This is a genomic window from Lapidilactobacillus mulanensis, assembly GCF_003946215.1.
Lineage (GTDB): Bacteria > Bacillota > Bacilli > Lactobacillales > Lactobacillaceae > Lapidilactobacillus > Lapidilactobacillus mulanensis.
On the sequence record NZ_RHOW01000048.1, the window covers coordinates 1 to 14,550 of the forward strand.

The 14,550-nt window shown below is 42.0% G+C and carries 14 protein-coding genes; 12 read left to right on the plus strand and 2 right to left on the minus strand.

The features are described 5' to 3' along the window. Positions 1–107: 107 nt before the first annotated feature. Together EKM67_RS09425 and EKM67_RS09430 are read right to left on the minus strand one after the other, a co-directional pair. Complete coding sequence (locus EKM67_RS09425; RefSeq protein ID WP_125578768.1) at positions 108–758, minus strand: DsbA family protein; 651 nt, start codon at positions 756–758, stop codon at positions 108–110. Positions 759–844: 86 nt separating this feature from the next. Beyond that, positions 845–1,417 (minus strand): CYTH domain-containing protein, encoded by a 573-nt coding sequence (locus EKM67_RS09430; RefSeq protein ID WP_125578769.1) that lies wholly within the window; start codon positions 1,415–1,417, stop codon positions 845–847. A 492-nt stretch (positions 1,418–1,909) separates the two neighbouring features. Here EKM67_RS09430 and EKM67_RS09435 point away from each other — a divergent pair, with 492 nt between their 5' ends. The 12 genes from EKM67_RS09435 to EKM67_RS09495 all read left to right on the plus strand — a co-directional run bounded on the left by EKM67_RS09435 (position 1,910) and on the right by EKM67_RS09495 (position 14,162). After that, the gene (locus EKM67_RS09435; RefSeq protein WP_125578770.1) at positions 1,910–2,674 is read left to right on the plus strand and encodes a hypothetical protein; all 765 of its coding nucleotides are present in this window, start codon (positions 1,910–1,912) and stop codon (positions 2,672–2,674) included. Between the two features lie 513 nt (positions 2,675–3,187). Beyond that, a complete protein-coding gene (locus EKM67_RS09445) occupies positions 3,188–3,925 on the plus strand; it encodes a GTP pyrophosphokinase (protein WP_125578772.1) in 738 nt (245 codons plus the stop codon). Then, entirely contained in the window at positions 3,922–4,749 is an 828-nt protein-coding gene (locus tag EKM67_RS09450) for an NAD kinase (protein WP_125578773.1), read from the plus strand. The genes EKM67_RS09445 and EKM67_RS09450 overlap by 4 nt, the downstream gene beginning before the upstream one ends. Continuing rightward, positions 4,739–5,647 carry an RluA family pseudouridine synthase gene (locus EKM67_RS09455; RefSeq protein ID WP_125578774.1) on the plus strand — a complete coding sequence of 303 codons (909 nt, stop codon included), beginning with the start codon at positions 4,739–4,741 and terminating at the stop codon, positions 5,645–5,647. Before EKM67_RS09450 ends, EKM67_RS09455 begins: the two co-directional genes overlap by 11 nt. 419 nt (positions 5,648–6,066) lie before the next feature. After that, on the plus strand, positions 6,067–7,434 hold the full coding sequence (gene mgtE / locus EKM67_RS09460) for a magnesium transporter (RefSeq protein WP_125578775.1): 1,368 nt from the start codon (positions 6,067–6,069) through the stop codon (positions 7,432–7,434). Between the two features lie 361 nt (positions 7,435–7,795). Then, positions 7,796–8,488: a phosphate signaling complex protein PhoU gene (gene phoU / locus EKM67_RS09465; RefSeq protein WP_125578776.1), complete on the plus strand. Its 693-nt coding sequence runs from the start codon at positions 7,796–7,798 to the stop codon at positions 8,486–8,488. Between the two features lie 29 nt (positions 8,489–8,517). Further along, positions 8,518–8,856, plus strand: a complete 339-nt coding sequence (locus EKM67_RS09470; protein WP_125578777.1) for a hypothetical protein — start codon at positions 8,518–8,520, stop codon at positions 8,854–8,856. 1 nt (position 8,857) lies between these two features. Then, positions 8,858–9,073, plus strand: a complete 216-nt coding sequence (locus EKM67_RS09475) for a PhoU domain-containing protein (protein ID WP_225417363.1) — start codon at positions 8,858–8,860, stop codon at positions 9,071–9,073. Between the two features lie 214 nt (positions 9,074–9,287). Further along, positions 9,288–10,154, plus strand: coding sequence for an NAD(P)-dependent oxidoreductase (locus EKM67_RS09480; RefSeq protein ID WP_125578778.1), 867 nt, complete (start codon positions 9,288–9,290; stop codon positions 10,152–10,154). 21 nt (positions 10,155–10,175) lie between these two features. Then, positions 10,176–10,991 carry a hypothetical protein gene (locus tag EKM67_RS09485; RefSeq protein WP_125578779.1) on the plus strand — a complete coding sequence of 272 codons (816 nt, stop codon included), beginning with the start codon at positions 10,176–10,178 and terminating at the stop codon, positions 10,989–10,991. A gap of 370 nt (positions 10,992–11,361) precedes the next feature. After that, positions 11,362–12,627 carry a tyrosine--tRNA ligase gene (tyrS, locus tag EKM67_RS09490; RefSeq protein ID WP_125578780.1) on the plus strand — a complete coding sequence of 422 codons (1,266 nt, stop codon included), beginning with the start codon at positions 11,362–11,364 and terminating at the stop codon, positions 12,625–12,627. A gap of 308 nt (positions 12,628–12,935) precedes the next feature. Next, on the plus strand, positions 12,936–14,162 hold the full coding sequence (locus tag EKM67_RS09495) for a C40 family peptidase (RefSeq protein WP_379894840.1): 1,227 nt from the start codon (positions 12,936–12,938) through the stop codon (positions 14,160–14,162). Positions 14,163–14,550 lie beyond the last annotated feature (388 nt).

The window sequence follows — 14,550 nt, forward strand, 5'->3', positions numbered from 1 at the left end:
GCGATATCTGTAAATTCAGATATCGCTCATAAATCTCCACCAACACTATTTGACAAAGACCCGAAATACTGTCTGATTTGTCGGGAGCTATTTATAATTTTCGAAATTTATTTAAGCAAACGTAAGTGATCGTGATTCTTGGCAAGCATTTGTAAGAATGGGGTGCGGTTCACGATTTCTTGATAACTTGAGAGGCGATCTTCCACGATTTGATCGATCAATTCGTTGGAAACACAGCCTTCGATCAAAATACCGTCGCCGTCAATATTGTGGCGATAATCAACGAGCACGGTGGAAGGTGTCCGTTTCACACCGAGTTCGCTAGCTAATTGACGATCGGCTTCGCAAAGATCCTTGACCAATTGGCTGTTGCGGTCATCCCAAAAAGTTGCGGGATCTAGTGCAGCTTCAGCAACGACTAAATTGATCAAATCGTCGGAATACTTTGCTTGATCATGGTTGATATGTTTTTGTAAGCTCAGCAAAAATGCCCGGGCCTTTTTCTTGCCTTGGAAAGATGCCGCCTTGAAGTCTAATAGTGATTCGTAAATAACCGTTGAAATATGATTACGTAAATCGAGATCGTGCTGATCTAAATGATTCCGTTCTAAATAATCGGTTACGATTTGCAGATTTGTGAGCGGAACAACGTTAATACGTGCTTTTTGATGATGATAGTCCAAACTGTCAATAATATTGCGTTCAGTTTCGAGACAAACCCCGCCGATCGGATTAACAAACATAAAGACTTCTAACAAAATGCTTCCTCCATTACAAATGAAACGATACTGGTTGATAAATGCGACAAATGCTATTCTATCCTGAATAAAAAAACATTTCAATTTTAATGATTGGTCACTGCCCGAGAAATTTTATTCGTGACCGCTCGTTGGGGAATTTGATCCCGTTGCAACAACGTTTGATAAAATTGTTGCGCCAATTCTGGTTGCTTAGTTTCTAACTCTAATTCATAATCTATTCGGCCATTTGGATAGGTGGTTTGATCAAGGGTCAGCTCACCAACATCCAGTTCAGCAATTCGACGAATCGTCGTTGCTTCTGCAAAAATTTGCAAGTCAGACAATGAAATCTGCCTGTCATTTAAGGCTGTGGCAACTGCACCATCTGGCTGAATTTGTTTCGTCCCAGCCTGTGCCATAGTCAGGTTATCTGTGATTTCCAGCAATTCATGTTGGCCCCGTTTTTCTCGGGCAGTTGGTACTTTGAGGGTTTGTTCGGCATGATCCATATAAATGCGAATGCGCAAACCGCAATGATGTTGCTGCAGTTTTTGGTCGGGGGTATCGAAATAATAATTTGTTTGTTTAAAAGGTGGCGCAAAAGCAAATTGAGATTCGATCCGCGTAAATTCAACGGATGTTAAAAGGTTCTTGAATTCAACTTCTAGACTGACCATCACACTGCCTCCCAATGTATTCTATCATTTTTGCACTGATTTTAAAGGAAATAGCTTTATGATCGTGGGCTTGATGAAGCAATATCCTTTTTCTTGGGGGGAGAAAATGAGCTTCTATTCTCAATATTATAGAACGCCGATAATAATTGAATTGATCTTTTGGTTTTGTAATCACGCTGTAATTTCGTTTTCAGGGTAGGAAACTTGTTGATATGCGTTAATTGGTACTTGCGCAAGTGATTGCGCAAGTAATGCTTGCTAAAAGGCAAGCATTGCTTTCTTCCGTAATCGCCTTTAATTTTGTAAACTCAGATTGTGGTCAATTAAGTTTAAACCAGCTGATTCAATCATGATAAAGTTCCCGTGGATTAAGCTGAGAAAATAGGAAGGAGTTAGGCGAGCAGTTTCTTGGACTATAGTTGATCATTTTTGAGGGTAGAGGAGTAGGAGAGGTAAAATAAACGATAAAATATTGGGATGGAGGAAAGAAAAATGAAAAATAGAACTGTTATAACATGCATGATGGCCATTGCTTTAGGAATAATTGCACCAGTTATAGGTGGAACAAGCATAATTCATGCTGCATCAAACGGGGTACAACCGAGGACCACTGTTGATAATAAATCAACAGGTAATATATTGACAGATGAAAGCGGAAATACCTCGACACCACTTGGAAACAATCGATTTCGAATTGTGGAAGGGATAAAAACTTTTGATGAGGAATTCTTTATTGATGCCAATATTGTTAGAATTAATGGCCAGGATTATATACTGAGTGAGTATATTAGTGCACTAAATAATGATGATTTTTCCGCCACTAAGGCCCTAGCAACCATTTCACCCATGCCATTCATTAACACTTCATTGACAAATCTTCGAATCGAACCCAGGGCGGTTCTTCCAACAAGCGGCTATTACGCAATGGGGCTAGTTACAACACGAAAAAAGATTAATATGGTTTTGGCACTTTCAACGGCGGCCTTGACGGCGATTGCAGCATTTTTAACTGGCGGAGTTAGTCTCGCAAAGGATTTTGTCAAAGGAGTGATAAAAAAAGGTATTTCTGCAGGGGTAATAGCTGCTGGAACAGATCATATGACTACAACTGCATATTATGATCTATACCAAGCAATGCATAAGACAGTTTATGGCGCGGTTAAAGAAATGAGAAAGCCCTTCATCAAAATAGGCAGCATAAAGCTTTATGAAACCTCATACACGTATTATTACTGGTCGGGAAGGCCTTCTAATTAGCATGAAAAAAATCATCACTTTTGTTAAACATAATTTACCTTTTTGGCTTTTAATCATAGGATTTACGGCTCTGCATAGTGTTGTCTATCGCCTTTTATTTTCGCATCTCATTCAGCAAGGTATCTATCTAAAACAAAACTGGTTCACGTTTTTTTGGTTTGTGGGTGGGGCCATCATGATGTTACCACTCGCATTAGTGGTTAGAAAACGAAATTCAAATCATAAAAACAAGTCTTAATCTATAGCGAATCGTCAATCCAAGAAACTGTCAGTAGCTTGGATCACGTTTTCAATTAACAGATATTTAGAGACTCGCGACTACTTAGTCATGGGTCTTTTTGTGTATTGAAGTTCACGGTTAATCATGTGATAGTTATGCCCCATTTCTAGGTCGCTCTTTTTCAGAATGAAACCTGGGCGAAATAAATCCATCAGCACTCACATTCTGATTTTCGTCTTTATGCGTCCGATGTGTTAAAATAAGCATGGATTGTCTAAGAGTGAGGAATCAAGATGAGTAAAAACTGGTCGCAATTTTTAATGCCGTATAATCAGGCGGTAGATGAATTAAAATTAAAATTTAGAGCCATCCGTAAACAATATCAAAATATGGGCGAACACACGCCAATCGAGTTTGTGACTGGTCGGGTGAAGCCTGTGAATAGTATCATCGAAAAAATGCATCGTCGTTTTATTCGCGAAGAGTTACTTGAGACCGATATGCAGGATATTGCTGGCATTCGGATCATGGTGCAATTTGTGGGCGATATTTATCAGGTCGCCGATTTAATTCGGCAACGGCAGGACATGCAGGTGATCGAGGAACGCGATTACGTTTCCAATAGCAAGCCTAGTGGTTACCGTTCTTATCACATTGTCATCGAATATCCGATTCAATTAGTCGACCACGAGAAAAAAGTTCTCGCAGAAATTCAAGTTCGTACTTTGTCGATGAATTTCTGGGCGACGATCGAGCATTCGTTGAATTATAAATATCAGGGTGAATTTCCCGAAGAGATCAATGCTCGGCTGAAACGTGCGGCTGAAGCATCTTTTATGCTAGACCAAGAAATGTCAGAGATTCGTGAAGAAGTTCAAGAGGCCCAACAATTGTACGCAGCTGGGCAATTGGAAAACCAACCGGATCAACAACAACCACCGTCAGATCAGGAATTGAGTCAGGGTTCAGAGGCACAAAGTAGTGATCAGCCGAATTCTGATCAGAAGCCAACAAATGAGGATAAGCCATGAAAATTGCAGTCATGGGGAACACCACCGAAAAATCGACTAGGATCTCCGCTAGTCTCAAAGAAAAATTAGTTGATGCAGGACATGAGCTAACCACCACCAATCCTGAATTAGTTGTTAGTGTTGGTGGAGATGGCACTTTATTGAATTGTTTTCATCGCTACTCACACATTTTGGATACGGTTCGTTTTGTCGGTGTACATACTGGTCACTTGGGATTTTATACCGATTGGCGTGATTATGAGCTGGATGATTTGGTCAAAGAAATCAACGCCGACGTCGGTCAGAGTGTCAGCTATCCATTACTCGATGTGCAAGTTAAATATGCCACGCAAAAAGATCCGAGTCATTTTTTGTCGTTGAACGAATCTTCTTTGCGGCGAAATGCCTTGACCATCAAGACGGATATTTATATTCGCGATGCTTTTTTTGAAAGTTTCCGTGGCGATGGGATTTGTGTGGCCACGCCAACTGGTTCAACTGGTTACAGCAAGTCGTTGGGCGGCGCCGTGTTACACCCACGATTAGAAGCCTTACAACTGACGGAAATCGCCTCGATCAATAATCGGGTTTATCGCACGTTGTCGTCACCGATCGTGATTGCACCAGATGAATGGATCACAGTTAAAACGCAGTCGGCCGCTGATTATACGCTGACAGTCGATCAGCTGAGCAGTCACAATCGTGCGATCACTGAAATCAAATATCAGATTGCTAAAGAACGGATTCACTTTGCCAAATATCGGCACATGCATTTCTGGTCGCGAGTCGAAGATTCATTCATTGGTAGTATGCGCGAAAAGGATGAAGATGGCCATGAACTTTAAGTGGCAATTTTCTGCGGCGAACTTTCCCGAGCAAGATCAGGTGACGCTACAAAGCTTTTTAAAACACCATGGATTTTCAAAGTCACAGATTGGCCGCTTGAAGTTTTCTGGCGGTCAAATTTTTGTTAATCATCGTCAACGCTATACGAATTATTTGTTACATGACGGTGACCTGATCCGCGTTACTTTAGCACCGGAGAAAGCGGCGTCGACAGTAACGACAAGCCATTTACCAATTGAAATTATTTATGAGGATGATTTATTTTTGGTCGTGAACAAGCCGGCACACTTAGCGTCGATCCCGTCGCGCAGTCATCCTAACGATGCGTTGGCGAATCGTGTGAAAGGTTATTTGCAGACGCAAGGCGCAGAAAGCCTGTCGATTCACATTGCAACGCGATTAGACATGGATACTTCTGGGTTGGTGATTTTTGGCAAAAGCGCGTATGCCCACTCATTACTAGACGAACAAAACAAACAACATCGCATGCAAAAAATGTATCTGGCGCTCGCACAAGGCCATTTCGAACAAGCGAGTGGTTTGATCGATTTGCCGATCGGGCGCCGTGCCGAACACGGGATGGAACGAATGATCACGGAAGCTGGCAAGCCCTCAAAGACGCGCTATCAAGTTTTGCAAACTTATCCAGAGGGTTCGTTGGTACAATTGCAACTGCTAACTGGGCGCACGCATCAAATCCGAGTGCATTTGGCGGCGCTGGGGCATCCGCTATTTGGCGATGAATTATATGGCGGACCGATGACGCCGGCTGCGCAGCGACAGGCACTGCATTGCGCACAGCTAACGTTTTATCAACCGATTATGAAAAAAGAGATTCAATTATCTGCGCCAATACCAAGCGACTTTCTGGCGATCGAGGCGGAGATGGAACGGTAGGGAGTACGGGGTAATGCTAAAAATGAACCCGTCAGCTCTCACAACTTAATCGTGTTCGTAGCCATTGAAATTTCCGCTTAACTGACATAAGATGAAATCCAAAAGCAGGATTTTATCTTATGTCGAGTTAATGCTCAATTTCAACCCTTGACGACTCACAACTTGAACGTGTTCGTAGCCATTGAAATTTCCGCTTAACTTGAGTAAACACTAAATCCAAAGATCGGATTTAATGTTTACTCAGCATTAATGCTCAAATTCAACCCATGGCTACTCACAACATAAACGTGTTCGTAAGCACTGAAATCACTGTCTAAGTGCGAATAACTTAAATCTTAAAACCAAGATTTTAGTTATTTGCGACTTAGCCATTGATTTCAACCGTGCTTACTCACAACTTGAATAACCGAGGTGATTTCATGGAGAAATATGATGATCAATTGGAGATTAGCAATGCGCAGTTATTACTTGCGCTTAAGAACGGTGAAACGAAGGTTTTTCGTAAACGTTTTTTAGACATGCATTTCTATGACCAGTCGCATTTTTATTTGTCCCTGGAACAGCCGCAACGTGAGCAGTTGTATCATGTTTTAGATGCACATGAGGTTGGTGACTTTTTCGATACGATCGAGGATGATCTGCCTCAAATGACGGATTTACTTGCGGAAATGGATACGCAATATGCGGCGGACATGTTGAATGATATGTTCGATGATAATGCGGCCGATATTCTGGAACATTTGCCAAAAGAAGACGTGGATCGTTATTTGTCGTTGATGGGCCGTTCGGATGCCATCGAATTGCGGAAGTTGCTGCATTACGATACTGAAACTGCCGGCGGTATTATGACGACCGACTATGTTAGTGTTCGTGAGGATTTGGACGTCGGTCAGGCGCTCGCGGAATTGAAGCGTGAGGCTGCGGATGCGGAAACAATTTATTATGTTTATGTTGTGAACGCCGATAATTTACTAGTCGGTGTTTTAACTTTGCGTGATTTGATCGTCAATGACAGTCACGCGAAGTTGGTCGAAGTCATGACGCCCAATGTTATCACCGCGAGTGTTCACGACGAACAGGCGGACGTTGCTCAGAAAATTCGTGATTATAATTTTATCGCCTTACCCGTGACGGATGATCAGCAAAAGTTAGTCGGGATCATCACCGTTGATGATGCCATCGAAGTTATTGATGATGAAGCACAATCCGATTATTCTGGACTTGCCGGTGTCGATGTTGATTATACTTCGGAAAATCCGTTTAAGGCCGCATCCAAACGACTTCCTTGGCTGATCACGCTATTATTTCTGGGAATGTCGACGGCAACGTTGATCAATCACTATGAGTCATTGCTGAGCTCGGCGAGTATTTTAGCCGTGTTTATTTCGCTGATCACCGGTACAGCCGGTAATGCGGGAACTCAGAGTTTAGCTGTGGCGGTAAGACGCTTGGCCGTGAACGGTGAAAATAAACCGAAAATTTTGCGTCTGGTTATTGGCGAGGTGCTGACAGGCTTGGTGACTGGTGTGATCACCGGATTAACAGTCACCGTGATCGTGGGAATTTGGAAACAGAATCTGGCGTTGGGATTGACGATTGGACTGGCAATGGCCGCCGCAATTACAGTGGCTAATTTAGCCGGGAGTTTAATCCCAATGTTAATGGAAAAACTGGGCTTCGATCCAGCGGTTGCCAGTGGCCCATTCATCACTACACTCAGCGATTTAACGAGTGTATTGATTTATTTCAGCATCGCACAAGTCTTTATTAGAGCGTTTTTAAATTAAGTTGTGAGTAAGCACGGGTTGAAATCAATGACTAAGTCGACAACAACTAAAATCTTGGTTTTAAGATTTAAGTTGTTGTCACTTAGACATTGATTTCAGTGCTTACGAACACGATTTAACGACAAAATTTTCCGTCCATTCATAAAAAAATCATGATTTTAAAAGCAAAAAAAGTTTTGTATACGCAACCACTCTGAAATGAGATCGCAAAATTTCGGAGTTTTTTTGTATTTTTCCAAGCGATAAAATAATCTTTCAATTCATCTCACCGAAGCCGGCGTTAAGTGCTAGAATTGAACAAATACGATATGGAATGACGCAATCTGGAATTATTTCGCGCAAATTCAGAATGGAGAATTAAATGGGACCACAATTTCAAAATGAATTAAAAAAGTTACAATCTAAATTTATGGACATGGGAATCACGGTCAGCGACCAGATTTATCATGCCACGAAGTCGTTTGCGGATCACGACAAAGAATCAGCACAAAAGGTTGTTCTGGCCGATCACAAGATCAATGAGAGCGAAACCGATTTGGAAAAACAAGCACTCTACATGATGGCGTTGCAGCAACCTGTTGCGTCGAGTTTTCGTGAAGTGATTTCGGTTCTGAAGGCAAGCTCGGACTTGGAAAGAATCGGTGATCATGCTGTCGGGATCGCCCGCGAGACAATTTACATCAAGGGTAATCCGAGAATTCCGCATATTGAAAAGTTGATCGCTATTTTGACCGACAATGTTCGCAAGATGCTAGAAGATTCTTTGTCGGCTTATTTCCAAGAGGATGCAGACGCCGCTAAGAAAATTGCGAAGACCGATGAAGAAATCGATCGACAATTTGTTGAGATCCGCAAAACACTGACTTCAGGAGCGGATCAAGATGCTGAACACGCGGCGGCCAGCGCCAGTTATTTAATGGTTGCCCGCTTTTTGGAACGGATCGGTGATCATATCGTGAACATTTCGGAATGGACGGTTTACAGTAAGACTGGGAAAATTGTCGAACTGAGTGATGACCAGAAACGCGTGGGCGAAAATACGGATGAAAAATAGGAAATAGATAGATGGAGAAATTTAGGACTATGAGACAAGATGAACCTCTATATGATGTCATCTTTTCTAAAACAAAAAGTAAAGTTACAATGCTGTCAGATAATAAGATCTATTTGGATGAGAAATCTGGATACAAAGATATCAATGAATTCTTACATTCTAGAGTTGGAGCAGAGAGACCAACAACGGCATATAAGAGGTCTTTATTGGGATTACCTAATGATCTTATTGGTATCTTAAAGATAACTAAAGGTGTCAAAGATGAAGATTTTATTTGGCTAAAATTTGATGGAGATAACACTACTTGGAAAGATGTCAGTAAAGGTTTCGCCTGGCTGATGGAACAAAATCAAATGAGAGAAAACTGATTTGGAAAAACAAGCGTTGTACGTAATGGCGTTGCAGCAATCTATTGAGTCGAGTTTTCGTGAAGTGATTTCGGTTCTGAAGGTAAGCTCGGACTTGGAACGGATCGGTGATCATATCGTGAACATTTCGGAATGGACGGTTTACAGTAAGACTGGGAAAATTGTCGAACTGAGTGATGATCAGAAACGCGTGGACGAAAATACGGATGAAAGATAGGAAATAGATAGATGGTGAAATTTATTTCTTTGTTATAATGAGTTGGAATGGGAATGTGCGGGTTTTGGTTACTCACAACTTAATCGTGTTCGAGCTGACTGTCTGCATGAATAAGTTAGAAACAACTGAATTCAAAAACCGAATTAAGTTGTTTCTGAACTTTTTCTACGCAGCTAACCCGTCAGCTCTCACAACATAAATCGGAGGTTTCAACATGACGAATATTGGGTTTATTGGTACTGGTGTGATGGGAACTGGTATGATCAAGAATTTATTGAAGGCTAATTTTTCGGTGACGGTTTTTAATCGGACGAAGGCGCATGCGCAAGCGGTTTTGGATGCGGGTGCTAATTGGGCTGATTCTCCGGCTGCGGTTACTCGGCAAAGCGAGGTTGTCATTACGATCGTTGGTTTTCCGCAAGATGTTGAGGCGGTTTACTTTGGTGACGAGGGGATTCTTTCAGCCGTCCAGCCTGGGCAAACGTTGATCGATATGACCACGAGCAAACCAAGTTTGGCTCGCAAAATTTTCGCGGCAGCTGCACCTAAAGGCGTTAATGTATTGGATGCGCCCGTTTCTGGTGGAGACATTGGTGCTCAAAAAGGGACGCTCACGATCATGGTCGGTGGTTCTGCGGCCGTGTTTGCTAAGATGCAGCCCGTTTTTGCGGCGATGGGCCAGCAAGTTAATATATTCGGTGGTGCCGGTAGTGGTCAAGCCACTAAAATGGCCAATCAAATCATGATCGCCGGCACGATGACCGGCATGACCGAAATGTTGGTCTACGCGAAAAAGGCCGGTCTAGATTTAGAGAAGGTTTTGACAACTGTTGGCGGCGGTTCTGCAGCCAATTGGTCGTTAACCAATTATGGCCCACGGATTTTGAAGGAAGATTATTCTGCCGGATTTTTTGCAAAGCACTTCTTGAAGGACTTGCGGATTGCTTTGGAAGAGGCTGATGAGTTAGGCTTGGATTTACCTACCACGGCACAAGCCAAGAAACTATATGAACAACTCGTGGATGATCGCGGTTTAGGCGACGAGGGCACTCAGGCATTGGTTAAACTTTGGTGGTCGTAATCTGCAGCGAGGAGTTGTATCATGACTGATCAAAATCGGAATTCTGAATCTACTGAGGCAAACGATCTAGGCGAATTAAATACGCAACCGTTGATCAAGCCTGTCGATTATACCCAACATCAACAGGAAGAACCGACGACTGAACTCGTGCCAAAAGTTCGAGAAGTGAAGTGGGACGATCTAGAATTGCAACTGCAAGATTTAGATCAGCAGCGGATCAAAAAAGCGGCATTGTTGCGACAAGCTTTGCAAAAAGCGCGTACACAAGCCAAGTTTCAGTTGCAGCAATTGCCGGATTTAGTTTTGAATAAAACACCAACTGCAGAGCAACGGCATTATTGGCAACAACGTCTGCAAACTATCAACGAGACTTTAATGAAATGGTTTCAGACGACGGCCATGGCAGATGAAATCTATTTTTCACCGACGTTGCGTTATTATCTCGTGATTTCGGCAGAAAATGCTGACAATGCGCTTGAAGATAAGTTGCGTCGTTTCCTGACGGAGCGTGAACTCGAGCTGACTGTGATCAGTCAGGCTGAGTTGGACGACCTACTGGCACAAACCTCGACAGTCGCCAAAGCTACCGCCGTGATCATGCCCTTATCAGAGGCGTTGAATGCAAAAGTAAACCAGCAAAGCCGCTATCATTTCCAACTGATTCCGTTTATCTCGCAATCAGATTTAGCGATGACACAATTTACAGAGTTGTTGGCTTATCCCCAATCTTTTTTTGGTGCGATTGTTGAAAAGGAAGCAATCGAAACTAAAATTCAGCGTTTCTTGGGAGATCAATTACCGATCACTGTTCTACCGATTGGCGCGAGCGACCATTGACAAAGCCAGTTGTTCATGATAATCTGACGTTAATTTAAAAGTTATAGTCTAACCCAGTAGTTGTTAATGCAAACGTGAAGAAAGCCGGTGGATACTGCAAACCGGACGTGCGTTAAGAATGAATTACACTAGACGCTGAAAAGTTTTGTTCACTTTACGAACCTTAAGTTGTCTGCAATTGCAGGTAATTGGGTGGTACCGCGGTAAATTATCGTCCCTAACTGATTTTTTCAGTTAGGGATTTTTTTGTAGCTTGCGATATTGTTTGAGCCTAACTCGGAATGGTGAGCCAAACGTCTTGGTGCGTTAGTTCGGTGTGCGGAAAGATACTGGTTAGCTTTAGGCAGAAAAATTGAAGGGAGTTTTAAAAATGGAACGAAATGAAATATTGGCAGATTTGGAATGGCGTGGTGCCGTTAATCAGACCACTGATTTAGAGGGTTTGCAACAATTAACGGAAGAGAAGGCGATCTCACTTTATTGTGGCGCCGATCCAACGGGCGATTCTTTACATATCGGTCATTTGATTCCGTTTATGATTTTAAAGAGATTTCAGGAGGCCGGTCACCATCCAGTCATTGTTATCGGTGGTGGGACAGGTTCGATCGGTGATCCATCCGGTCGGAAATCCGAGCGATCTTTGCAGACGATGGCTCAAGTTCAGGCGAATAAGGAAGCTATCACGAAGCAAATGACGCGTTTGTTTGGCACAGATAACTTTACGATCGTCGATAATTACGATTGGCTCTCGAAAATTAGCCTGTTAGATTTCTTGCGAATTTACGGTAAGGAATTTCCCATCAATGTGATGTTGAACAAAGAGGTAGTTTCGTCGCGTTTGGCTGCCGGAATTTCGTTCACTGAGTTTACGTACCAAATTTTACAGTCGATCGATTTTTTGACGTTATATCGCGAACATGATGTTCAATTGCAAATCGGTGGCGCCGATCAGTGGGGAAATATTACGGCTGGGACAGACTTGATCCATAAGCTAGAAGGCTCAGAAGCGCGCGTCTATGGTTTGACGGTGCCATTATTGTTGAAGGCAGATGGCACCAAGTTTGGTAAAACTGCAGGTGGTGCAGTTTGGTTGGATGCCGAAAAGACGACGCCATACGAGTTCTACCAATTCTGGTTGAATCAAGACGATCGTGATGTGGTTAAATACTTGAAATACTTCACTTTCCTCTCACGCGAGGAAATCCAAGACTTGGCTCATAAGATTGAAACCGAGCCAGAGAAGCGTGAAGCACAACGAACTTTGGCACGCCAAGTCACAGCGTTTGTTCATGGTCAAAAGTCAGTTGAAGAAGCAGAACATATTTCTGCGGCTCTGTTTACAGGTGCGGTCTCAGATTTAAGCGCTGAAGAAATCGAACAAGGTTTCAAGGGCATGCCAAGTGTCACCATCGCACCAACCCAGATCAATTTGGTTGAGTTCTTAGTCGATGTGACCAAGATCGAATCGTCTCGCCGTCAAGCACGCGAAGATATTAATAATGGTGCGATTTATGTGAATGGACAGCGTGAACAGGATGTTGATTTTGCGGTCGACACAACAACCGCGTTTGCTGGCAAGTTTGTCATCATTCGCAAGGGTAAAAAGAAATACACATTAGTTCGCATTGCCGAATAAGACAGAATTGTTACAAGAAGTATGATTTTTGTCATACTTCTTTTTTTGTGGACGGGAATATGAAAGCATTTACGAATAAACGCCGTTATGACGGCAACTTATTATGAAACTATTAAGGAATTCATTGTAACAAACAGATGTCAGCTATATGCTTTAAAAAGTAAAATGCTGATTTATAGGCATTTACCGAGTGAATAGTTGTTGTTATTAAATTTGAATTGTTATCTTATCTTGGTCTAATTGTAAAGATTCTGTAAAGATCCACATGGTATACTGCTACTTGTAATCAAAACATGGGAGTGTACAATTTGAGAAAACTTACGAAGCGCATCTTAATTAGTGCGGCCGCATTTCTTTTAGCAGGCCCTGTATTCATCAGTCCTAATACGGTATCTGCAGACAAAGTCTCTGATGCCAAGGCTGCTATTTCTTCGAATCAGAGTAGCTCTGCAAAGTTATTAGATCAAATCAATACGCAACAATCAAAAGTAGACAAATTAAATAACGATGTTTCTGATAAAATGGTTGAAATCAACAAGACACAAACCTTGATTTCAGCAACGCAAACACGGATCAGCGACTTGTCGGGTGAAATTGATACGGCTCAAGCAGAATTGAGTGATCGTAAATCAGTCTTGCGCGAACAGTTGATCGAATTGCAGAAGAAATCAACAAACAGTGTTTCTGGCAACGTGTATGTTGATTTTGTTTTAAGTAGCGATGATTTCACTGACTTGATCTCGCGTTCATTCGCAGTTAACAAGTTAAATAAAGCTAACAAAGATGCTATGGATGCTGTTGATGCTGCCAAACAAAAGTTGGCTGGATTAAAAGACGAACAAGTTTCTAAAGCGGCACAATTAGTCGCAACCAAAGCAAAATTAGTAACTGAAAAAGATAATTTAGTTTCTGTAAAAACTTCTGCAGAAGCTGCGCAAGTCAGTTTACAAACACAATTAGAAGATAATAAAGATGCGTTAGCTGGTTTACAAACTGAATTAGATCAAGCCAGTGCAGCAGTGAAAGCTGCAGCAGAAGCACAAGCTAAGCAAGAAGCTGCTGATAAGGCTGCAGCTGCTGCTAAAGCAGTCAAGACAGCTAGTGCTGCAAAAGTAACTGCCACTGTCACAACTACAAATAATAACAAGGGTAATTCTTCCAGCGCTACACCTTCAATTCCATCCGTTTCTGGCGGTTCAATTGCGAGCAACGCTGCTAGATATATCGATGTTCCCTATGTTTGGGGTGGCGCTTCACCTGCAGGCTTTGACTGTTCAGGTTTGATTTGGTATGCAGCTAAACAAGCTGGTATTGATTTACCTCGTGTTTCTCAAGCACAAAGTACACTTGGCACATACGTTTCTGTTAACAATTTACAAGCTGGTGACTTAGTATTCTGGGGTGGCGTAGGTTCTGCACATCACGTGGGCATTTACATTGGCAATGGTCAATACATCCACGCACCTACAACTGGCCAAAACGTTAAAGTCGGTACGCTCCAATACTATCGTCCAGACTTTGGTCGTCGTCTATAATCTCCATTTTCAAATTCTATCAATAATTTAAAAAGCTGATCAATTGATCGGCTTTTTTTGTTGCATATTTTTCGTTGAAAATCGTATGATTATTAAGATGGCAACGACATGTTTATGATATAAAACGTTGTCTATGAATAAATCGTGTTTTTTTCTGTATTTATCCATGTATTCGCTGATTTTGAGAACTGATTTGTGATATAACGTTTAGTATGCATTATTTATTTAGCATCCTTTTCTACGTAATCAAGTGATCGTAATATTTAAAGTGAGGGCATGATCGTGGGCGAATCGTTACCGAAAAAGAAGAAATATTTATACGAAGGCTCGGCTCCTGTCAAGAGGACAATCAAATAATTAAAGTGTTTATGCACATTCTTGAACGGCA

Coding starts and splice junctions, on each gene's coding strand:
- EKM67_RS09470 (WP_125578777.1), top strand. CDS start 8,518: ATGAGACAAGATGAACCTCTATATGATGTCATCTTTTCTAAAACAAAA.
- EKM67_RS09435 (WP_125578770.1), top strand. CDS start 1,910: ATGAAAAATAGAACTGTTATAACATGCATGATGGCCATTGCTTTAGGA.
- EKM67_RS09485 (WP_125578779.1), top strand. CDS start 10,176: ATGACTGATCAAAATCGGAATTCTGAATCTACTGAGGCAAACGATCTA.
- EKM67_RS09430 (WP_125578769.1), bottom strand. CDS start 1,417: ATGGTCAGTCTAGAAGTTGAATTCAAGAACCTTTTAACATCCGTTGAA.
- phoU (WP_125578776.1), top strand. CDS start 7,796: ATGGGACCACAATTTCAAAATGAATTAAAAAAGTTACAATCTAAATTT.
- EKM67_RS09480 (WP_125578778.1), top strand. CDS start 9,288: ATGACGAATATTGGGTTTATTGGTACTGGTGTGATGGGAACTGGTATG.
- mgtE (WP_125578775.1), top strand. CDS start 6,067: ATGGAGAAATATGATGATCAATTGGAGATTAGCAATGCGCAGTTATTA.
- EKM67_RS09455 (WP_125578774.1), top strand. CDS start 4,739: ATGAACTTTAAGTGGCAATTTTCTGCGGCGAACTTTCCCGAGCAAGAT.
- tyrS (WP_125578780.1), top strand. CDS start 11,362: ATGGAACGAAATGAAATATTGGCAGATTTGGAATGGCGTGGTGCCGTT.
- EKM67_RS09450 (WP_125578773.1), top strand. CDS start 3,922: ATGAAAATTGCAGTCATGGGGAACACCACCGAAAAATCGACTAGGATC.
- EKM67_RS09445 (WP_125578772.1), top strand. CDS start 3,188: ATGAGTAAAAACTGGTCGCAATTTTTAATGCCGTATAATCAGGCGGTA.